General features: G+C 71.1%; 22 protein-coding genes. 12 read left to right on the top strand and 10 right to left on the bottom strand.

What is annotated here, in order from left to right; genetic code table 11:
• Window positions 1-203 precede the first annotated feature (203 nt).
• The gene (locus J7E91_RS34035) at window positions 204-1,217 is read right to left on the bottom strand and encodes a DMT family transporter (RefSeq protein ID WP_214911071.1); all 1,014 of its coding nucleotides are present in this window, start codon (window positions 1,215-1,217) and stop codon (window positions 204-206) included.
• 74 nt (window positions 1,218-1,291) lie between these two features.
• Between J7E91_RS34035 and J7E91_RS34030 the strand changes: the two genes are divergently transcribed.
• A complete protein-coding gene (locus J7E91_RS34030; protein WP_214911069.1) occupies window positions 1,292-2,197 on the top strand; it encodes a LysR family transcriptional regulator in 906 nt (301 codons plus the stop codon).
• A 141-nt stretch (window positions 2,198-2,338) separates the two neighbouring features.
• Here the strand turns inward: J7E91_RS34030 and J7E91_RS34025 are convergent, their stop codons facing one another.
• Window positions 2,339-2,806, bottom strand: coding sequence for a pyridoxamine 5'-phosphate oxidase family protein (locus J7E91_RS34025; protein ID WP_214911067.1), 468 nt, complete (start codon window positions 2,804-2,806; stop codon window positions 2,339-2,341).
• 106 nt (window positions 2,807-2,912) lie between these two features.
• Here J7E91_RS34025 and J7E91_RS34020 point away from each other — a divergent pair, with 106 nt between their 5' ends.
• Entirely contained in the window at window positions 2,913-3,563 is a 651-nt protein-coding gene (locus tag J7E91_RS34020; RefSeq protein ID WP_214911065.1) for a cysteine hydrolase, read from the top strand.
• Here J7E91_RS34020 and J7E91_RS34015 read toward each other — a convergent pair.
• Together J7E91_RS34015 and J7E91_RS34010 are read right to left on the bottom strand one after the other, a co-directional pair.
• Window positions 3,550-4,020: a Rieske (2Fe-2S) protein gene (locus J7E91_RS34015; protein WP_214911063.1), complete on the bottom strand. Its 471-nt coding sequence runs from the start codon at window positions 4,018-4,020 to the stop codon at window positions 3,550-3,552. The two genes, J7E91_RS34020 and J7E91_RS34015, sit on opposite strands and share 14 nt — an antisense overlap.
• A gap of 61 nt (window positions 4,021-4,081) precedes the next feature.
• Window positions 4,082-6,193, bottom strand: a complete 2,112-nt coding sequence (locus J7E91_RS34010) for a prolyl oligopeptidase family serine peptidase (protein ID WP_214911061.1) — start codon at window positions 6,191-6,193, stop codon at window positions 4,082-4,084.
• A gap of 64 nt (window positions 6,194-6,257) precedes the next feature.
• On the opposite strand from J7E91_RS34010, the gene J7E91_RS34005 reads away from it, so the two are divergent.
• From J7E91_RS34005 to ung, 6 genes are all read left to right on the top strand, one after another.
• Complete coding sequence (locus J7E91_RS34005) at window positions 6,258-7,112, top strand: HipA family kinase (RefSeq protein ID WP_214911059.1); 855 nt, start codon at window positions 6,258-6,260, stop codon at window positions 7,110-7,112.
• The gene (locus J7E91_RS34000) at window positions 7,109-7,495 is read left to right on the top strand and encodes a DUF3037 domain-containing protein (protein WP_214911057.1); all 387 of its coding nucleotides are present in this window, start codon (window positions 7,109-7,111) and stop codon (window positions 7,493-7,495) included. Before J7E91_RS34005 ends, J7E91_RS34000 begins: the two co-directional genes overlap by 4 nt.
• 157 nt (window positions 7,496-7,652) lie before the next feature.
• Window positions 7,653-8,414, top strand: coding sequence for a 3-oxoacyl-ACP reductase FabG (gene fabG, locus J7E91_RS33995; protein WP_214911055.1), 762 nt, complete (start codon window positions 7,653-7,655; stop codon window positions 8,412-8,414).
• A gap of 16 nt (window positions 8,415-8,430) precedes the next feature.
• Window positions 8,431-9,198 carry an SDR family oxidoreductase gene (locus J7E91_RS33990; protein WP_214911053.1) on the top strand — a complete coding sequence of 256 codons (768 nt, stop codon included), beginning with the start codon at window positions 8,431-8,433 and terminating at the stop codon, window positions 9,196-9,198.
• 118 nt (window positions 9,199-9,316) lie between these two features.
• On the top strand, window positions 9,317-10,897 hold the full coding sequence (locus tag J7E91_RS33985; protein WP_308377549.1) for an ABC transporter substrate-binding protein: 1,581 nt from the start codon (window positions 9,317-9,319) through the stop codon (window positions 10,895-10,897).
• Window positions 10,898-10,966: 69 nt separating this feature from the next.
• A complete protein-coding gene (gene ung / locus J7E91_RS33980; protein WP_214911049.1) occupies window positions 10,967-11,650 on the top strand; it encodes a uracil-DNA glycosylase in 684 nt (227 codons plus the stop codon).
• Between the two features lie 9 nt (window positions 11,651-11,659).
• Here ung and J7E91_RS33975 read toward each other — a convergent pair whose 3' ends face one another.
• Window positions 11,660-12,076: a DUF3224 domain-containing protein gene (locus J7E91_RS33975; protein WP_214911046.1), complete on the bottom strand. Its 417-nt coding sequence runs from the start codon at window positions 12,074-12,076 to the stop codon at window positions 11,660-11,662.
• Window positions 12,077-12,179: 103 nt separating this feature from the next.
• Between J7E91_RS33975 and J7E91_RS33970 the strand changes: the two genes are divergently transcribed.
• Together J7E91_RS33970 and J7E91_RS33965 are read left to right on the top strand one after the other, a co-directional pair.
• Window positions 12,180-13,157 carry a YafY family protein gene (locus J7E91_RS33970; protein ID WP_214911044.1) on the top strand — a complete coding sequence of 326 codons (978 nt, stop codon included), beginning with the start codon at window positions 12,180-12,182 and terminating at the stop codon, window positions 13,155-13,157.
• Window positions 13,158-13,238: 81 nt separating this feature from the next.
• Window positions 13,239-13,712, top strand: coding sequence for a hypothetical protein (locus J7E91_RS33965; RefSeq protein WP_214911042.1), 474 nt, complete (start codon window positions 13,239-13,241; stop codon window positions 13,710-13,712).
• A 69-nt stretch (window positions 13,713-13,781) separates the two neighbouring features.
• On the opposite strand, the gene J7E91_RS33960 is transcribed toward J7E91_RS33965, so the two are convergent.
• The 3 genes from J7E91_RS33960 to J7E91_RS33950 form a co-directional block, all read right to left on the bottom strand.
• Window positions 13,782-14,288 (bottom strand): hypothetical protein, encoded by a 507-nt coding sequence (locus tag J7E91_RS33960; RefSeq protein ID WP_251016680.1) that lies wholly within the window; start codon window positions 14,286-14,288, stop codon window positions 13,782-13,784.
• 164 nt (window positions 14,289-14,452) lie between these two features.
• The gene (locus J7E91_RS33955; protein ID WP_374224819.1) at window positions 14,453-14,965 is read right to left on the bottom strand and encodes a DinB family protein; all 513 of its coding nucleotides are present in this window, start codon (window positions 14,963-14,965) and stop codon (window positions 14,453-14,455) included.
• A gap of 49 nt (window positions 14,966-15,014) precedes the next feature.
• On the bottom strand, window positions 15,015-15,626 hold the full coding sequence (locus tag J7E91_RS33950; protein WP_214911038.1) for a TetR/AcrR family transcriptional regulator: 612 nt from the start codon (window positions 15,624-15,626) through the stop codon (window positions 15,015-15,017).
• 77 nt (window positions 15,627-15,703) lie between these two features.
• Here J7E91_RS33950 and J7E91_RS33945 point away from each other — a divergent pair, with 77 nt between their 5' ends.
• The gene (locus J7E91_RS33945) at window positions 15,704-16,960 is read left to right on the top strand and encodes an FAD-dependent monooxygenase (protein WP_214911036.1); all 1,257 of its coding nucleotides are present in this window, start codon (window positions 15,704-15,706) and stop codon (window positions 16,958-16,960) included.
• Between the two features lie 11 nt (window positions 16,961-16,971).
• Complete coding sequence (locus J7E91_RS33940) at window positions 16,972-17,880, top strand: Gfo/Idh/MocA family protein (RefSeq protein ID WP_214911035.1); 909 nt, start codon at window positions 16,972-16,974, stop codon at window positions 17,878-17,880.
• Here J7E91_RS33940 and lnt read toward each other — a convergent pair.
• Both lnt and J7E91_RS33930 read right to left on the bottom strand, forming a co-directional pair.
• Window positions 17,801-19,387 (bottom strand): apolipoprotein N-acyltransferase, encoded by a 1,587-nt coding sequence (gene lnt, locus J7E91_RS33935; RefSeq protein ID WP_214911032.1) that lies wholly within the window; start codon window positions 19,385-19,387, stop codon window positions 17,801-17,803. The two genes, J7E91_RS33940 and lnt, sit on opposite strands and share 80 nt — an antisense overlap.
• 136 nt (window positions 19,388-19,523) lie before the next feature.
• On the bottom strand, window positions 19,524-19,703 hold the full coding sequence (locus J7E91_RS33930) for a hypothetical protein (protein WP_214911030.1): 180 nt from the start codon (window positions 19,701-19,703) through the stop codon (window positions 19,524-19,526).
• Between the last annotated feature and the right edge of the window lie 33 nt (window positions 19,704-19,736).

The raw sequence follows: 19,736 nt of genomic DNA, 5'->3' as shown, positions 1-19,736 counted from the left end.
ACCGCGAAAAACATAACGGGGGGGAGCGAGGGCTTCGCCCTCGGCTACGTACTGGGCCTCGGTGCTGAAAGGCCGGGCGGGCGGGGGTGGTCGGCGGTTCGAGGCCGGGGGAGGTCGGTTCGGGCCCCGGCTCGGGGGCGGGGCCGGATGGGGTGTTCGGCAGGGGCCGGTTCTTTCGGGCGGGGTGGGGAAGGCTTTCCGCTTCAGTCGCGGCTCGGGTCGGCGCTTCTGCTTCGGCTTCGGGCCCGGCTCTGGGTCAGTGCTGCGCCGGCCAGGACGATCAGGGCGCCCACCGGGGTGTTCCAGCTGAGGTGTTCGCCCAGCAGAGTGACACCCGCGACGGTGGCGATCACCGGGATGAAGTACGTGACCATCTGGGCGGTCGTCGGCCCGACCTCAGCCACCAAGTCGTACTGGAGGAGCATGGCCAAGCCGGTACCGAGCGCGCCCAGTGCCACCACGGCGAGCAGTGGGACGACCGGGAACGAGCTGGGCATGGTCGTGAACAGTGGTGTCACCACAGCCAGTTGGACGGTTCCGAGGAGAAGCTGCGCGCCCGTCATGGAGAGGGCGGAGTTGCCGCTGCCGCCGAGCGTACGCCGCAGATAGATCCAGCCCACCGGGTAGCTGAGGGAAGCCAGCAACGCCATCGCCGTACCGTCGAAGTCCAGGCCGGAGAAGCCCTGCCAGGCGCCGAGCACGGTCAGTACGCCGATGAAGCCGATGCCGAGCCCCGCCACGCGGCGGCGGGTCGGGCGGTCCTCGGAGAACGCCACCACCGAGAGCACCATGCCCCACAGCGGCGAGGTGGCGTTGCAGATTCCGGCGAGCGTCGAGGGGATCGTCAGCTCGGAGTAGGCGAAGAGCGAGAACGGCAGGGCGTTGAGGAAGAACGCCGCGACGGCGAGATGGCCCCACGTCCGGGCGCCGCGCGGCAGGCCCACCCGCTTCACCGCCATCGCGGCGGCGAGCACGGCCGTACCGAAGAGCAGTCGCCCGAGGGTGACTTGGAAGGGTGCGTACGCCTCTGTGCCGACCTTGATGAGCAGGAAGCTGAAGCCCCAGATGAGCGCGAGCGCCGCGAAACGGATGCGCCAGTCCAGTGCCGGGCGGCGCACGGGCGCGGGAGGCGCGCCGACAGAGGCAGACGTGGCAGGCGCGGCAGAGGTGGCAGACGTGGCGGGCAGCGCAGCGCGGGGTGTGCGGACAGGGCTCATGGTGCTTACCCTCGCCCGCTCAACTTCGTAGCACAAGCGAGATTTCGTGGAGCGGATCACTTAGTATCGCTTACATGTTGAACCTTGAGCGCCTGCGTACGCTCGACGCCCTCGCCCGGCACGGCTCGGTCAGCGGCGCAGCCGAGGGCCTGCATGTGACGACCTCCGCTGTCTCCCAGCAGATGGCCAAGCTGGAGCGCGAGGTCGGCGAGCCCCTGCTCGCCAAGAACGGCCGCGGCGTGCGTCTCACCGACGCCGGGCGGCTGCTCGCCGACCACGCCGCCCGCATCCTCTCGCAGGTCGAGCTGGCCCAGTCCGACATCGAGGCGCAGCGCGGCCGGGTCGTCGGCGACCTTGCCGTCGCCGCCTTCCCCACCGCTGCCCGCGGTCTGCTGCCCGCCGCCCTCGCCGCCCTGCGCGTCGAGCACCCCCAGCTTCGCGTGCGGATGCGAGAGCTGGAGCCCGCCGATTCGGTACGCGGGGTCGTGCGGGGCGACTTCGATCTCGCAGTCGTGCTCGACTGGTACAACAGGCCGCTGTCCATGCCCGAAGGGCTCGCCAAGCAGGAGTTGCTGCACGACCCGGCCGATGTCGCCATGCATGTCGGTCATCCGCTTGCCGGCCGCGCCACCGTGGATCTGGAGGAGTTCGCCGACGACGACTGGGTCACCTGGGCGGAGGGCGAGTTCTGTCACGAGTGGCTGATGTTCACGCTACGCGGCAAGGGCGTCGAGCCCCGCATCGCGCATGTGGCCGAGGAGCACGCCACCCAGCTCGCGTTGATCGCCGAGGGGCTCGGGGTCTGCGTGGCGCCCCGGCTGGGGCGCGGTCCCGTGCCGGATCGGGTCCGCGTCGTACCGGTGCGGCACGCGATGCGGCGGCACGTGTACGCCGTCTGGCGCGCCGACGCTGACCGGCGGCCGTCTATCCGCGCGGCGGTCGACGCGCTGTGCGCCGCGGGCGCGGACGTCGTCAGCTGAACGCCGGCAGGCGCCGGACCGCGGCTCGGGCGTTGGACCCCGGCTCAGGTGTCGGACCATGGGCTCGGGCGTCGGATCCCGGCTCGGGCGTTGGACCCCGGCTCAGGTGTCGGGCGTGGAGTCCCGGCATCCGGACCGGGCTCAGGCACCGCCGAGCTTGCGGAAGTCCCAGGACGTCACCGCGTCCGGCGTCAGCCGCAGCCAGGCGTGCCGTCCGTCGTGCGGCATCTGCGTCATGCCGAAGTACTTCTGGGGGAAGAGCCGTTCCGGCACGTCGAGTTCGGGGCACGGCTCACCCGTACGCGGCGCCTCCCCCACGAAGACGGCGGTGCCGGACAGCTCGATGCCGCGCAGTTCGCCGTACTCCACGCCGTCGTCGACGAGCACGGCCAGCCGGGGGTCCTTCCGGAGCTGGGCCCAGCGGCGGCTGCGTGTGATCGAGTACAGCCACAGCGCATGCCCGTCCCAGACGAACCACAGGGCGCCCACGTGCGGGCTGCCGTCCGCCGAGACCGTCGCCACCCGGCAGGTGCGCTGTTCGGTGAGGAACGCGTCCCGTTCGGCGTCCGTCATCATGATGCGGCGGCCTCTGCGCTGTGTGGCGGTCATCGGCGTTCCCCTTCATAGTTTCTGACTCAGTGTCAGAAATCATGGGGTCTCTTCCCTCATCACGCAATGGCCGTTAGCCTCGCGCGCTCGGACCCGAGGGGGAACCTTGCCGTCGTACGAACAGCTTGCCGGGCAGCTCGATGCGGCGACCACCGTGCTGCTCACCGTGGAATGCCAGCAGGGCGTCGTCGGCAAGGACAGCGCCCTGCCCGAACTCGCCGGGGCGGCCCGCTCCTCGGGGGCCCTGTTCCGCATCGCGCGGCTGGTCGCCGGTGCCCACGAAGCCGGTGTGCAGGTGCTGCACGCGGTGGCGGAACGGCGTCCCGACGGGCGCGGCGCGAGCAACAACGCGCGACTGTTCCGGGCCGCCGCGCGACTGCCCGTACAGCAGCTCTCGGGAACGACCGCGGTGCGTGTCGCGGAACCGATCGAAGTCGCGGACGAGGACCTCGTCGTACGACGGCTGCACGGTCTCTCGCCGCTCTCCGGTACGGACGTCGACGCCCTGCTGCGCAACCTCGGCTGCCGGACGCTGCTCGTCACGGGGGTCTCGGCCAATGTGGCGATTCCGAACGCCGTCTTCGACGCGGTCAATCTCGGCTACACAGCCGTCGTCCCCGCGGACGCCATCGCGGGGGTGCCCGCCGACTACACCCCCGCGATGATCCGCAACACGCTCGCCTTCGTTGCCACGATCACCACGACCGACGAGGTGCTCGCCTGCTGGAAGCGCCCGCGGCGGGTCAGGCAAGGGTGATCGAGTCGCCCTCGACCTTGATGGCGGCGGCAGGGAGCGGTGCTGTGGCCGGGCCGGCCTTCACGCTGCCGTCCGTCGCGTCGAACATGCTCCCGTGGCAAGGGCAGTTGATCATCCCGTTCGCGACGTCCTTGACGGCGCAGCCCTGGTGCGTGCACTTCGACGAGAACGCCTTGAACTGCCCCGCGGTGGGCTGGGTGACGACCAGCCCCTTGTCGGCGAAGACCTTGCCGCCGCCCTCCGGGATGTCGGCGGTTTTGGCGAGCACGGCGCCGGCGTCGCCACCGCTGCCCGGCTCGCTCGCCCCGCCCGCCGGCTTCTCGGCGGCGGTGCCGTACGGGCTGTCACTGTCCGACCCGCCGCACGCCGTCAGCGCGGCGGCGACCCCGGCGGCGCCCACCGCGGCGACGACCGTACGGCGGCCGAACAGCCGCCCTGTCTCCTGAGATCCCGTCATACCGGCACTCCTCTTCGACGACTGGCTGTGCGCTGTTGTACGCGGGAGCGGACAGCGGTGTTCAGCAGCCGAGCGATTTCTTCAGGAAGTGGAGTTCCAGCAGCAACAGCTTGTCCGCCACGCCCTCCTGGGTGACCAGGTGGCCCGCTCCCGGCAACGGCAGGACGCTGTGCGGCCGCCCGGCCGCGAGCAGCGCCGCGGAGAAGCGCAGCATGTGGGCCGGCAGCACGTTGTCGTCCGCCATGCCGTGCACCAGCATCAGCGGCCGGGTCAGCTTGCCCGCGTGCTCCACCAGTGAGCAGCGCGCGTAGTTCTCGGGCAGTACGCCGGGGTGGCCGAGGTAGCGCTCCTTCCAGTGCGTGTCGTAGAGCCGCAGATCGGTGGGTGCCGCGCCCGCGACAGCGGCGTGGAAGACGTCCGGGCGGTGCAGTACGGCGCCCGCCGCCAGGTAGCCGCCGAAGGACCAGCCGCGGATCGCCACTCGCCCCAGGTCGAGATCGGCGCAGTACTCGGCCGCCGCGTGCAGCGCGTCGACCTGATCGTCCAGTACGGGCGTCAGCTGATCGCCGTGGATGCTCTTCTCCCACGCGACGCCGCGCCCCGGCGTACCGCGCCCGTCCGTCATCAGCACGGCGAACCCCTGCTCGGCCCACCACTGACCCACGGCGGTCCACCACGCGCGGGACTTGACGACCAGCTGCACCCCGGGCCCGGCGTACGGGGAGAGCAGGACGGGCAGGCTGCCCGACCCCGGCTCGTGCCACGACGGGAGGAAGAGCAGGCTGCGCAGCTGACGCTCGCCGAGCGAGAGACGTACCGGCCGGGGCGTCACCAGCGGCTCCTCGGCTCGAACGGCGATGTGCCCGGCGGGTTTGCCGTCGCGCAGCACGGTCACCGTCTGCCCCTCGGGCGTCATGCTGTCGAGTACGACCGTGTCGCCGCCGGCCGCGGCCGTGTGGACGCCGGGACCCTCGCTCAGGCGGACGAAACCCGAGTCCGGTTCGTACGACCAGACATGGACCTCCGTCGGCTCGTCGCCGGCGGTGAACAGCACCCGCTCGCCCAGAGTGCCGAGCACTTCGCGGACGTACAGTCCCGGCGGCGTGACCGCTCCGTGGCGGGCCATCCTCAGTCCCTGGACGTCACCTCCCGGCGGCACGAACGCCAGGACGGGGGAGCCGGCGGACGTGCGTGCCGGGGCGCCGGGGACGAACTCCAGCCACCTGCGGTCGCGCTGCTGGTGCAGCAGCGAGGTCTCGCCCGTCGCCGGGTCGATGTCCATCAGGTACGCCGTGCGCTGGTCCCTCGTCTGTACGTTCATGGCTGGACCCGTGGAGTCCCACCAGGCCGTGACGAGGTACTCGAAGGCCGGATCGGTCCACCGGCCCTCCGGATGGAACTCGGCGTCGGCCGCCGCGGGCATCCGCACCGCGACGCGCTCGCCGTCAACTCGTACGACGTGCATCGTAGTTTCGGCGTTGGCCGTTCCGGCGGCCGGATACGGGACCGACCGCGGTGCGTTCCCGGGAAGTGAGGGATCGCCGATGTACCACCGCTGCACCATCGACGTGTCCACGCGGGCGACAAGCAGCGCGGCACTGTCCGGCGACCACCAGTAGCCCCGCGTCCGGCCGAGCGACTCCGCCGCGACATGGTCCGCGAGCGCGTACGTCACTTCGGCGTTCTCGGGTGCGGCGAGCAACCGGTCCCCGGTGCCGTCGGTTCCGACGACGTGCAGGGCGCCCCCGCTGACGTACGCGACGAGCGTTCCGTCGGGGGAGGGCCGCGGGTCGACCGCCGGGCCCGCTGTCGTGACGCGGCGCGGGGCGCCACCGTCCGTCCGTACGGTCCAGAGCGCTCCCCCGAGGGCGTACGCCACCACGCGGGCCTCGCGGTCGGTCGCGTACGCCACCACGCCCCGGGACGTCTCCCGCGCCCGCTCCCGGCGGATCCGCTCCGCCTCGGGAACGTCTCCCGCGCCCCCGGACGGCCCGGCGAGTATCCGCTCGCTCCCGTCCTCGTACAGCCACAGCCTGCTGACCGGATCGTGGCCCGCGTCCGACCGTACGAACAGGACGCGTTGACCGTCGGGCGAGACCGTGAACCGGCGGGGGACTCCGAGTGAGAAGCGGCGCGTACGGGCGAACTGGCGGGGAAAACCCTGGGCGTCCATGCGGCACTCTAGGCACGCGAATAACTGATCGAGAACCCCGCCGGTACGGCAGTAATCTGTGGAAATGCTCTCCGAAGTCACAGCGACCCGCTATGTCACGCCTTTGCGTGAGGGCGGCTCGCTCCCGGGGATCGTCGAGGCCGACGATCTCGGTACGTATGTCATGAAGTTCACCGGTGCGGGGCAGGGCCGCAAGACCCTGGTCGCCGAAGTCATCTGCGGAGAACTGGCCCGCAGACTCGGTCTGCGCGTTCCCCAACTGGTCACCATCCAGCTCGATCCGGTCATCGGCCTTGCCGAGCCCGACCAGGAGGTCCAGGAGCTGCTCAAGGCGAGCGGCGGACTGAACCTCGGAATGGACTATCTCCCCGGATCGATCGGCTTCGACCCGCTCGCGTACGAGGTGGACCCGGCCGAGGCGGGCCGGGTGGTGTGGTTCGACGCGCTGATCAACAACGTCGACCGCTCCTGGCGCAATCCCAACATGCTCGTCTGGCACGGCGACCTGTGGCTCATCGACCACGGCGCCACCATGATCTGGCACCACAACTGGCCGACCGCCCAGAGCGCGTCAGCGAAGCCGTACCACGCCTCGGACCACGTCCTGGCGCCCTTCGGCCCCGACATCGCCGCCGCGGCGGCCGAGCTCGCGCCGCTGGTCACCGAGGAGCTGCTGACCGAGGTTGCCGCCCAGGTCCCCGCCGAGTGGCTGGTCGACGAGCCCGGCTTCGAGAACACCGACGCCCTGCGTCGCGCGTACGTAGACGCACTGTTGCCGCGCGCCGCGACGATCCATGAGCGGATCACGCTGGGCGCGCCGACCAAGGACAAGCCGTCGCAGGCCCCCGGCTGGCTGGCGGACCGCCTGACGCCGCGGCCGCGAACGGCCGAGCAGGACACGAAGGACGGCGGCAAGTGAGCACCAAGCGGGATGTCTTCGAATACGCACTGGTGCGCGTCGTGCCGCGCGTGGAGCGCGGCGAAATGTTCAACGCGGGCGTGCTCGTCTACTGCCGCGCCAAGTCCTTCGTCGCCGCCAGGACCCACCTGGACGAGACGAAGCTGAGGGCGCTGGACCCCGGCGCCGACGTGGCGGGTGTACGGGCCGCCCTGCGCGCCGTCGAGGGCGTGTGCGGCGGCGGAGAGGCGGCGGGCCAGGCGGCGGGCGACGACCCGGGGCGGCGCTTTCGCTGGCTGATCGCGCCGCGCAGCACCGTCGTACAGCCGGGGCCCGTGCACACCGGCCTGACGGCCGATCCGGAGGCCGAGGTCGAGCGCCTGCTCGACCTGCTGGTGCGGTGATCCGCGCTACTGATGCACCGGGTCGTTCCTTGGGCCGTTGACACCGCGTGCCATGGCTTCTAGCGTCACGTCTGCTGAAGCTACTAAGCGGTTGCTCAGTGATCGGGAACTTACTCCCGGTGACTCGGCGGCCGCATCCAAGGGCGAGGAGAACAGCATGTCCACCACCGAGCAGCGTGTCGCGATCGTGACCGGGGCGGCGCGCGGCATTGGCGCCGCCACCGCGGTCCGTCTGGCGGCAGAGGGCCGCGCCGTCGCCGTACTCGACCTCGACGAGGCCGCGTGCAAGGACACCGTCGAGAAGATCACCGCGGCGGGCGGCACCGCCCTCGCCGTCGGCTGCGACGTCTCCGACAGCGCCCAGGTCGAGGCCGCCGTGGCGCGTGTCGTCGCGGAGCTCGGTGCGCCGGCGATCCTGGTGAACAACGCGGGGGTCCTGCGCGACAACCTGCTCTTCAAGATGAGCGAGTCCGACTGGGACACCGTGGTGAACGTGCACCTGAAGGGCGCGTTCCTGATGGCCAAGGCCTGCCAGAAGCACATGGTGGACGCCAAGTTCGGCCGTATCGTCAGCCTCTCCAGCAGCTCGGCGCTCGGCAACCGCGGCCAGGCGAACTACTCCGCCGTCAAGGCCGGTCTGCAGGGCTTCACCAAGACCCTCGCCAAGGAGCTCGGCAAGTTCGGCATCACGGCCAACGCCGTCGCGCCCGGCTTCATCGTCACCGAGATGACCGCGCAGACCGCCGCCCGCGTCGGCATGGGCTTCGAGGAGTTCCAGGCCGCGGCCGCCACCCAGATCCCGGTGCAGCGCGTCGGTACGCCGGACGACATCGCCAACGCCATCGCCTTCTTCACGGGCGAGGACGCCGGTTTTGTCTCCGGACAGGTCATGTACGTCGCCGGCGGCCCGCTCAACTGACGAGGGACTGAGAGACATGGCTGCTGAAGCAGAGGTACGGGACAGCGGGAAGGTCGCGCTCATCACCGGCGCGAGCCGTGGAATCGGTTACGGCGTCGCCGAGGCGCTCGTCGCCCGCGGCGACCGGGTGTGCATCACCGGGCGCAACGAGGACGCGCTCAAGGAGGCCGTGGAGGCGCTCGGCGCGGACCGGGTGATCGGCGTCGCGGGCAAGGCCCACGACGAGGCGCACCAGGCGATCGCCGTCGAACGCACCATGGAGGCGTTCGGCCGCGTCGACTTCCTGATCAACAACGCCGGCACGAACCCGGTCTTCGGACCGATCGCGGAGCTGGACCTGGGCGTCGCCCGCAAGACGTACGAGACCAACGTGATCTCCGCGCTCGGGTTCGCGCAGCAGACCTGGAAGGCGTGGCAGAAGGAGAACGGCGGGGCGATCGTCAATATCGCCTCGGTCGCCGGCATCTCCGCCTCGCCCTTCATCGGCGCGTACGGCATGAGCAAGGCGGCGATGGTCAACCTGACCCTCCAGCTGGCGCACGAGTTCGCGCCGGGTGTACGGGTCAACGCGATCGCGCCCGCCGTGGTGAAGACGAAGTTCGCCCAGGCGCTCTACGAGGGCCGCGAGGCCGAGGCCGCGGCGGCGTACCCGCTGGGCCGGCTCGGCGTTCCCGAGGACATCGGGGGAGCGGCCGCCTTCCTCACCTCGGACCAGTCGGACTGGATCACGGGGCAGACATTGGTCGTCGACGGCGGTATCTTCCTGAACGCCGGCGTCGGCTGAGTCGCTTTACCCGCTTTTACTGTGGATTACGCCCAAGCGCCCTGCCGGGTCGGCCCGTTGACCCGACAGGGCGCTGCGGTATGGTCTGCCGACCCATGGCTGATCGAGGAGCGTGCACGTGTTCAACCGGACCAGATGTCTGCAGTCCGCTGCAGCCCTTGCGTCCATATCCCTGCTGACCGGGTGCGGGATGCTGTCCAGTGATCAGTCCGACACCGAGCAGAAGCTCGCTGTCGGTACGACGAGCACGCCCAGCACCCTCGACCCGGCCGGCGCGTGGGACGGTTCCTGGGAGCTGTACAGAAATGTCTTCCAGACGCTGGTGAGCTACCCCACGGGGAGCACCACGCCTGAGCCCGACGCTGCCGAGAAGTGTTCCTTCACGGACAGCTCGAACCAGGTCTACACCTGCACGCTCCGCGAGGGCCTGACCTTCTCCGACGGGACGGCGCTGGACGCGAAGGCGGCGAAGTACTCGATCGACCGGATTGTCGCGATTGGGCAGAAGGGGGGTCCGAGCGGGCTTCTCTCCAGTCTCGACAAGGTGGAGACGAGCGGCGACCGGAAGATCACCTTCCGCCTCAACAAGCCGGACGCCACCTTCCCGTTCGTGCTCGCGACGCCCGCCATGTCGATGGTGAGCCCCGCGGACTACCCGAAGGACAAGCTCCGCACGGGCAACAAGCTGACCGGTTCGGGTCCGTACACCCTCGCGTCGTACGAGCCGGACAAGACGGCCGAGCTGGTGAAGAACCAGAAGTACGAAGGGTTCGCCGACCTCAAGAACGATGCCGTCACGATCCACTACTACCAGGACTCCGCCGTCATGGTGGAGGCGCTGAAGAACAAGGAGATCGACGCGACGTTCCGCGGTCTGACCGCCGAGCAGGTCATCGACCTGGAGGGCCAGCCGAAGGAGAAGGAGCTCCAGGTCGTCGAGGCGACCGGAGCCGAGATCCGCTACCTGGTGTTCAACCCCAAGGACCCGAACGCGCGCAAGCCCGCCGTCCGCCGGGCCATCGCTCAGGTGGTCGACCGGGGAGCCCTCGTCGACAAGGTCTACAAGGGCACCGCCGAGCCGCTGTACTCGATGATTCCGAGCGGTGTGGCCGGCCACGCGACCAGCTTCTTCGACACCTACGGTGAGCCGAGCGTGCCGAAGGCGCGGAACATTCTCGCCGAGGCGGGCATCACCGAGCCGGTCCCGCTGACCTTCTGGTACACCTCCGACCGGTACGGATCGGCCACCGCGCTGGAGTTCGCCGAGCTGAAGCGGCAGCTGGACGCGTCCGGACTGTTCAAGATCACGCTGAAGCACCGCCCCTGGAACTCGTTCTACAAGGGCTACCAGAAGGGCGAGTACCCGGTCTTCGGCCGTGGCTGGTCCCCGGACTTCCCGGACCCGGACAACTTCGTCGCCCCCTTCGTCGGCGAGAACAACGCCGTCGGTACGCCGTACAACACCCCGGAGATCACGGCCAGCCTGCTGCCGAAGACGCGGCAGGAGAGCGACCGCGCCGCCGTCGGGGACCAGTTCGGGCGCGCCCAGGAGATCCTGCTCGAGGACGTCCGACTGCTGCCGCTGTGGCAGGGCAAGCTGTACGTCGCCGCCTCCGACGAGATCGCGGGCGCCGAACGGGCGCTGGACCCGCAGACGATCATGCAGGTGTGGCAGCTGCACAAGAAGACCAGCTGGTAGGAGTCCGTTGTCAGTGACCGCAGGTAGGTTCTTTGATGAAGAACTGATCGTTTAGCGGAGGTTGTTGACGTGACCGACACCGACATGCTGCCCGAGTCCTGGCGCGGCGTCCTCGGGGACGAGCTGCAGAAGCCCTATTTCCAGCAGCTCACCGAATTCGTCGAGAAGGAGCGGGCGAACGGGCCGGTCTACCCGCCGCGCGAAGAGGTCTTCGCCGCCCTGGACGCCACACCGTACGACCGGGTGAAGGTCCTGATCCTCGGCCAGGACCCGTACCACGGCCAAGGGCAGGGCCACGGGCTGTGCTTCTCGGTGCGGCCGGGCGTCAAGGTGCCCCCGTCCCTGCGGAACATCTACAAGGAGATGAACGCGGAGCTGGGCACCCCGATCCCGGACAACGGATATCTGATGCCGTGGGCCGAGCAGGGCGTGCTGCTGCTCAACGCCGTACTGACGGTGCGGGCCGGCGAGGCGAACTCCCACAAGGGCAAGGGGTGGGAGACGTTCACGGACGCGGTGATCCGCGCCGTGGCCTCGCGGCCCGACCCGGCGGTCTTCGTGCTCTGGGGCAACTACGCGCAGAAGAAGCTTCCGCTGATCGACGAGGAGCGGCACGTGGTGGTGAAGGGCGCGCACCCCTCGCCGCTCTCGGCGAAGAAGTTCTTCGGGTCCCGGCCGTTCACGCAGATCAACGAGGCGGTCGCGGCGCAGGGCCACGAGCCCATCGACTGGACCGTGCCAAACCTCGGCTAATCCGCCTGGTCAGCTCAGGTCACCCAGTTCGTAGCTGAAGGTGTACGGGACGGCCGGCTCGCCGTGCCGCGCGGTGTAGCCGCCCGTCCCGCTCAGCCCGGCGAGGCCGCCGGTGCCCGAGCCCGGCACCACGTGGAAGTCGCAGTGGACCGTTCCGTCGTCGCCGAAGCTGCCCCGCTCCTCGACGGCGAACGTCCCCTCGCGGCCGGCCACGGAGCCGCTGAACAGCTGGTGACCGGCGAATACGCCGGTCTTCCCGTCCACGTACGCGATGGAGTACTCGCACGTGGTCGCGGCAGCCTCGATGGCACCGCTGAACGCGTTCGTGACGGAGGCGCGGGCCAGCCTCGGACCCTCCTCCGCTCCGGCGACCGGGGTCTCGTCCCAATTGGCGAAGGTGAAGCTTCCGGTGGCCTGTGTGGGCATGGAGGTTCCTCTCAAGAGCCGGCGCGACACTCTCGCGCTCACGGGAACCAGCATCTCGTCCGTACCTGACACCTTCTGTCAGGTACATCGGCAGACTGGGCCCATGCGCGCCGACCGACTGCTCTCCCTGCTCCTTCTGCTGCAGAACCGCGGCCGGATGACCGCTCCCGAGCTGGCTGCCGAGCTCGACGTCTCCGTACGGACCGTCTACCGGGACGTCGAGGCGCTCAGCGCGTCCGGAGTGCCGGTGTACGCCGACCGCGGCCCCGCCGGCGGCTACCGCCTGATGGACGGCTACCGGACCCGGCTGACCGGCCTGACGAGCGACGAGGCCGGATCGCTGCACTTCGCGGGCATGCCGGCGGCCGCGGCCGAACTGGGCCTCGCCGCCGACCTGACGACGGCGCGGCTCAAGCTGGAGGCCGCGCTGCCCGACGGACTGGGGGAGCGCACCCGGCGCGTTCAGGAGCGGTTCCACCTCGACGCCCCCGCCTGGTTCCGGGACGCCGACCCCGCGCCGTACCTCGCGGAGGTCGCCGGGGCGGTCTGGCGGCAGCGGCTGCTGCGCGTGCACTACCGGAGCTGGCGCGGCGACGTACACCGCCGACTGGGTCCCCTGGGCGTCGTACTCAAGGGTGGCAACTGGTATCTGGTGGCGGACGCCGGGGAGTCGGTGCGGACGTACCGGGTGTCGCGGATGCTTGCCGCGCAGGTGCTGGAGGAGAGCTTCGAGCGGCCGGCCGGGTTCGATCTGGCGGCGTACTGGCAGGAGAGTGCGCGCCGGATGGAGGCCGGGGTACTGCGGGGCGAGGCCCGGCTGCGGGTCTCACCGCGCGGCGCGAGACTGCTGCCCGTGCAGTGCGGGGCGGCCGGTACGGAGGCGGTCCGGGCGGCGGGGCCACCGGACGCGGAGGGCTGGGTCGAGACCGTACTGCGCGTCGAGTCGCTGCCCGTGGCGGTGGGGGACCTGCTGCGGCTGGGGCTGGAAGTGGAGGTGCTGGGCCCACCGGAACTGCGCGCGGAGGTGGCCCGTACGGTCACCGGGCTGGCGCAGCGCTACCAGGGCGCGGCCCGAGCCTGAGCCCGATTGTCAGTGGCGGGGTCTAGCGTCGAGACCGTCGGTATTGGCTTTGGGTGTGCGGACGGACAGGAGACCACGGCGATGGGGCAGCAGGAGACGTCCGAGGACGTCACGATGACGCGGATCGGGCAGGCGATCATGCTTCTCCACGCAGGCGACCGCGAGGAGGCGCGCAACCGCCTCGGTGAGCTGTGGGCGGAGATCGGCGAGGACGGTGATCCTTTCCGCCGGTGCACGCTCGCGCACTACATGGCGGACACGCAGGACGACGCCGGAGACGAACTGGCCTGGGATCTGCGGGCGCTGGCCGCCGCCGACGGGCTGACGGACGAGCGGGTGGCCCGGCACGACTCCTCGGTCGCGGTGCGCGGGTTCTATCCCTCGCTCCACCTCAACCTCGCGGCCGACTACCTGAAGCTGCACCGTCCGGAAGCCGCCCGCACCCACCTGGGGCGGGCGCGGGCGGCGTCGGACGCGCTGGGGGACGACGGGTACGGGGACGGGGTGCGGGCGGCCATCGACCGGCTTGAGCGGAGGCTTGCTGACGCGGGCTGACCGGCGGCTGCGGGTCGGGTGGGTGAGCGTCAGCGCCTGCGCGTCAGCATCTGTGCGTCAACCTCTGCGTCAACGCCCGTACGTCTCGCGACAGATGCGGGCCTGGGTGCTGTCATGCTGCCAGCCGCCGTACCCCTCGCCGAGCGCGCAGACGTCCCCTCCCGCACCCGCGGGGGGAGTCGGCAGGGACGGGAGGAAACGCGGCAACGGTACGGCGGCCTCGGGCGGTGCGGGGGCGGCGGGAACGGGCCGTGCGGGGGCCGGGGCCGGGACTTCGGCCGGGCGGTGCGGTGGTGCGGGCGGTGCGGTGCGGCGTTCCGCTGGGGTCTCTCGCGGCTCGGTCCGGGGCGTGGCCCTCTTTGACGGCTGGAGCGCGGCGTCCAGGGCCTCCCGGGCGGGGGCCTGCACGATATGCGGCTTTACGTCCTGGCCCGGGGAGAGCGGTGCGGCGTCCGCCGACGGTACGGGGCCGGTGTCCGGTCGGGGCTCCACGGCCACGCATCCGGTGACGGTGGCGGAGACGGCCGAAACCGCCACCCCCATAAGGATCTTCGCTGTGGTTCTTGTTCGGTGCACCCGCGCAACTCTGGGGGGCGCGCAGTGGTTCTGGGGAGTCGGCGGGGGAGATTGGCCCGCACGAGTGATCCGGGCGGGGGTGGTCGGGGGCGGAGTGGGGGCTTCCCCCACCCCGCCCCTCCAGCCGTGACCCGTGCGGCTCCGCCGCACGGGTTGAGTGAGGCCTAGTCTCCCGTTGTGCCGTCGATGCGCTCGCGCAGGAGGTCGGCGTGGCCGTTGTGGCGGGCGTACTCCTCGATCATGTGGACGTAGATCCAGCGTAGGTTGTACGGCTTTCCGGTGCGGTGCTTGCCCTCGCCGATGTCGTCGAGCGAGTGCGGCGCGGCAAGCTCGCGCGCCCGGTCGATCGCGGCCCGCCAGGCGGCGTGCGCCTCCTCCCACGTGTCCTGGCCGGTGACATGGAAGCCCCCGTCGGGGTTCTCGTCGCTGACGTAGAGCGGCGGGGCGTCCTCGTCGCTCAGCACCCGGTGGAACCAGCCCCGTTCGACCTCCGTCATGTGCCGTACGAGTCCGAGCAGCGACAGGTCCGACGGTGGCACGGCCGGCTCCCGTAGCTGCTCCTCACTCAGACCCGCGCACTTGAGCGCCAGCGTCTCGCGGTGGAACTCCAGCCAGCTCTCCAGCATTTCCCGCTCACCGGCGGTGGTCGAGGGATCGATGCGCTCAGGAATCGTCATGGTGGTCATCGTTACCCACTCCCTCCCGTCACCGCCAACCCCTATGCGCTTATGCGGCGACGCCCGGCGTGCCGAGCATGCCGCGCAGCAACTCGCTGAATCCCTTGCGCAGTTCCTCCTCGCTGGGCACCGCGGAGTGGTACGAACCGGCCGCGCAGGAGAACATCAGCCCCTCACACCAGGCCGCCAGCGACAGTGCGTGCCGCTCCGGCTCCCGTGAACCCGCCGCGGCCATCAGCGTGTTGAGCGGCTCACGGAAGCGGTGGCGGCCCGTCGCGTCGTAGAACTCGCGCAGCTCGGGCCGGCGCGTCGCCTCCAGGCCCAGTTCGTAGCGGGCCACGAGCAGCTCACGGTGGTGCGTCAGGTGGCGGTGGAGGGCGAGTGCGAGGGCGCCGATGATGCCGTCGAGGCCGGCCGACGGCGCGGGCATCTCGTCGAGGGCGAGCACCTGGGCCTCGCGCTCGGCAAGCCGTCGCACCGTTGCCTCCAGCAGCGCCTGTCGCGTCCGGGCGTAGTTGGACGTGGAGCCCTGTGGCAGCCCGGCGCGTTCGTCGACCGCCCGGTGGGTGAGCCCGCGCATGCCGCGCTCCACGAGCAGGGCCAGGGCGGCGTCGGTGATCAGCTCGGGGCGGGAGCGGCCCGTGGCGGCGCGTGCGGTCATGGGCCCAATCTACCGCGACGACTACACCTGTAGTACGCTCAAGGAGTCACTACAGGTGTAGTTGCCGAGGAGGAGTCATGGCCGAAAGTCCCGAACCGCAGCCCCAAGGCCGTCCCCACGCCGTCGTCGCAGGAAGCGGCATCGGCGGACTGACCGCCGCGGTCGCCCTCCACCAGCGCGGCTGGCACGTCACTGTCCTGGAGCGTGCGGCGGCCGTGGAAGCGGTCGGTGCCGGAATCGGGCTCGCCCCCAACGGGCACCACGCCCTCGACGTCATCGGCCTCGGCGAGGAGATCCGTGAGCTGGCCGCCTGGCAGGGCGACGGCGGCATGCGTTCCCCCAGCGGCCGCTGGCTCGCCCGTACGAGCAGCTCCGCCGCCACCGAGCGCTTCGGCGGACCCCTCGTCCTGGTCCACCGCGCCACCCTCATCGACCGCATCGCCGCCCGGCTGCCCGAGGGCACGGTACGCACCGGGTCCCCCGCGACCCTGGCCGATCCCGGAGCGGCGGGCGGGCGCCCCGCCGTGGTCACCACGCCCGGCGGGGACATCGAGGCCGACCTCGTCATCGGCGCCGACGGCATCAACTCCGCGATGCGCCGCGCCCTGTTCCCGGACCACCCCGGCCCCGTCTACTCCGGCATCACCACGTGGCGCGTGGTCATACCGGCCCCCGTCGCCCCCTTCGAGCCCCACGAGACCTGGGGCCGTGGCGCGCTCTGGGGCAGTCAGCCGCTGAAGGACGGCCGGGTCTACGCGTACGCCGCTGCCGTGGCCCCGGCCGGAGGCCGGTCGGCCGACGGTGAGAAGGCCGAACTCCTGCGCAGGTTCGGAGACTGGCACGACCCCGTGCCGCGGATCATCGAAGCGGCCGCCCCCGACCAGGTTCTGCGACACGACGTCCACCACCTGATCACGCCGCTGCCCGCCTTCCACCGCGGCAGGACCGTTCTGCTCGGTGACGCCGCGCACGCCATGGCACCCACCATGGGCCAGGGCGGCAACCAGGCCATCGAGGACGGCATCGTGCTGGCCCACCACCTCCCGGACGCGGGCGATGTCGCGACCGGTCTGGCGGCGTACTCCGCGGACCGGCTGCCGCGCACCACCGGCATCGTCCGCAAGTCCGCGAACATCGCCCGCCTGATGTCGGTCCGCAGCGCCCCGGCCGTCGCCCTGCGCGACACCGTGATGACCCTCGCCGGCTTCGGCCCCGGTCTCGCCCTGCGCACCTTCGACGACATCGCCGACTGGCTGCCGCCGCAGCGCACGTATGCTGCCGGGGCACGGGACCGCCAGGTCCGCGATCAACAGGCTCATCAGGCACAGCGTTAGGGAGACCCTCTGTGAAGGTCGGCGTCATCGGGCTCGGAGACATCGCTCAGAAGGCCTATCTGCCGGTACTGACCACCCGGCCGGGGCTTGAACTCCACCTGCAGACCCGCACGCCCGCCACCCTCGCGCGGATCGCCGCGACCTACCGCATCCCCGACGCGCAGTGCCACACCGGCCTCGACGCGCTGCTCGACCAGGGACTGGACGCCGCCTTCGTGCACGCGCCCACCGCCGTGCACCCGCACATCGTGACCCGGCTCCTGGAGGCGGGCGTACCGACGTACGTCGACAAGCCGCTCGCGTACGAACTCGCCGAATCCGAGCGGCTCGTGCGGCTCGCCGAGGAGCGCGGCGTCAGCCTCGCCGTCGGCTTCAACCGCCGTCTCGCTCCCGGATACGCGCAGTGCGCCGAGCACCCGCGCGACCTGATCCTCATGCAGAAGAACCGCGTCGGCCTGCCCGAGGACCCGCGCACCCTCGTCCTCGACGACTTCATCCACGTCGTCGACACCCTGCGCTTCCTGGTCCCCGGCACGGTCGACCACATCGACGTACGGGCCAAGGTGGTCGAGGGCCTGATACACCACGTCGTCCTCCAGCTCTCCGGCGACGGGTTCACCGCCATCGGCACCATGAACCGGATGAACGGCTCCACCGAGGAGATCCTCGAAGTCTCCGGACAGGACGCGAAGCGCCAGGTCGTCAACCTCGCCGAGATCGTCGACCACAAGGGGCAGCCGACCATTCGCCGTCGCGGCGACTGGGTACCGGTGGCCCGCCAGCGCGGCATCGAGCAGTCCGTCGACACCTTCCTCGACGCCGTACGGGCCGGGAAGCTCCTCAGCGCCCAGGACGCGCTGCTGACTCACGAGCTGTGCGAGCGGGTGGTCCGGGCGGCGCAGGAGCAGCAGGCCGCCTGACGGCCCGTACGCCCTGCGCCGCGCACAGCAGGACCAGGACGGCGAGCGCGCCGTGGACGGCCCAGTCGCCCGCCCGGACGTACGCCGTCGTGCCCTCGGCCAGCGGGATGTCGTACACCGCGGCAGTACTCTCGTCCGTCCCCAGCGGCGAGCCGACGCGCTCGCCGCCCGGGCCGAACACCGCGCTGACGCCGGTCAGCGTCGCGTGCACCACCGGGCGTCCGTTCTCGGCGGCCCGCAGCGCCGCGAGTGAGGCGTGCTGCTCGGGCGCCCAGCTCTCCTGGAACGTCGACGTCGCCGACTGGGTGACCAGCACCTGCGCGTCCCGCCGGGTCAGCTCCCTGCTCATGTCGGGGAACGCGGACTCGAAGCACACCAGCGGACCGACCCGCAGCCCGCCGGTGACACCGCCGCCGGACAGCGTCATCACCACGGGGCTCGTCCCGCGCCTGCGGTCCTCACCCGCGGCCTTGCCCACAGCGGTCGCCCAGCCGAGGACGGAACGCGCGGGGACGTACTCGCCGAAGGGGACCAGGCGCATCTTGTCGTAGCGCCGGCCGGTGACGCCCTCCGGGCCCACCAGCACGGAACTCTTGAAGATGCCGGGCCGGTCGGTGCGGCGGGCGTCCACATTCACCAGTACTTCCGCGTCCACCAGCCGGGAGAGGGCGGCGAGCCGGGCCGCGAGGTCCGGGCGTTCGGTCAGGTCCGCGCCGACGCTGCTCTCACCCCACACCACCAGGTCGAGATCCTGTCCCGCCAGGTCGCGGGTAAGGGCCTCGCTGAGGTCGAACCGCCGCTCCGGGCCGCTGACGACACCCGGCTGTACGACCGCCACGCGCACCCGGCCCGACGGCTCGGGGCGCGGCGCCCACGCCCACACGGCGCCCACCGCGACGGCGCAGGCCACCAGCGCGGCCACCACGGGCCTACGGGCCCGGCGCACGGCCACCAGTACGACGACGCAGGTGTTCACCGCGACCACCAGCAGGCTCACCAGCCAGACACCGCCGACCGAGGCCAGCCGCAGCCCGGGGGTGACCTCCCACTGGCTGGAACCCAGCAGCCCCCACGGGCCGCCCAACCCCTGCCAGGACCTGACAAGTTCCGCCATCAGCCAGCCGGAGGGGACGACGGCGAGGGCGGCCGTCACGCGAAGGACCGAGGGAGTTCCGCCGAGCATCCACCGCACCAGCCAGCCCCAGGGCAGCCACAGAAGCGCCAGCAGAGCCGCCAGGACCACGATGAACACATGCAGGCTCGGCATCAGCCAGTGATGCACGGCGATCATGAACCCGGTGGCGCCGAGCCAGCCGTCCAGAGCCGCCCGCCGGCCGGTCGGCGCGGAGCGGATCAACAGCATCCACGGCACGAGGGCTACGTACGCGAACCACCAGAGGGAGGGGGCCGGGAAGGCGAGCGCAGGCAGAGCTCCGAGCGCCACCGCGGCGGCGCCGCGCCACCAGGGCGACGACAGCCAGTCCCACCGGCCGGCCGGAATCCGCATGCTGCGCCTCCTCGTCCTGCCGCCTGCCCCGCGCCCGTGAGGGGTCCGGGAGCAGCCCCTGCCACCAGTGTGGGGCAGCGCGGCGGTCGCGGACAGTGTGCCCGCCGCGTCCCAGGCGTAACAGGCACCGCGCAGGTCAGCGCGTGGTGCGCCGCCTTTTCTCCCGCACGACCACGGAAGGCAGCCGCCGGCCGCCCTCCGTACGCAGCAGGCTCAACGCTGAACGCGCGGTGTCCGCCGACATGCGGTTGGGCTCGGCCGACGGCTGCGAGCCGATGCTGTCGTTGCTGTCGCCGGGCGCGGCTTCGAGCCGCATCGGGCGGGTCGGCTAGGCCGTGTTTTAAATCGG

This window comes from Streptomyces sp. ISL-99 (genome assembly GCF_018614005.1).
GTDB lineage: Bacteria > Actinomycetota > Actinomycetes > Streptomycetales > Streptomycetaceae > Streptomyces > Streptomyces flavidovirens.
This window is presented reverse-complemented; position numbering and strand designations above follow the sequence as displayed.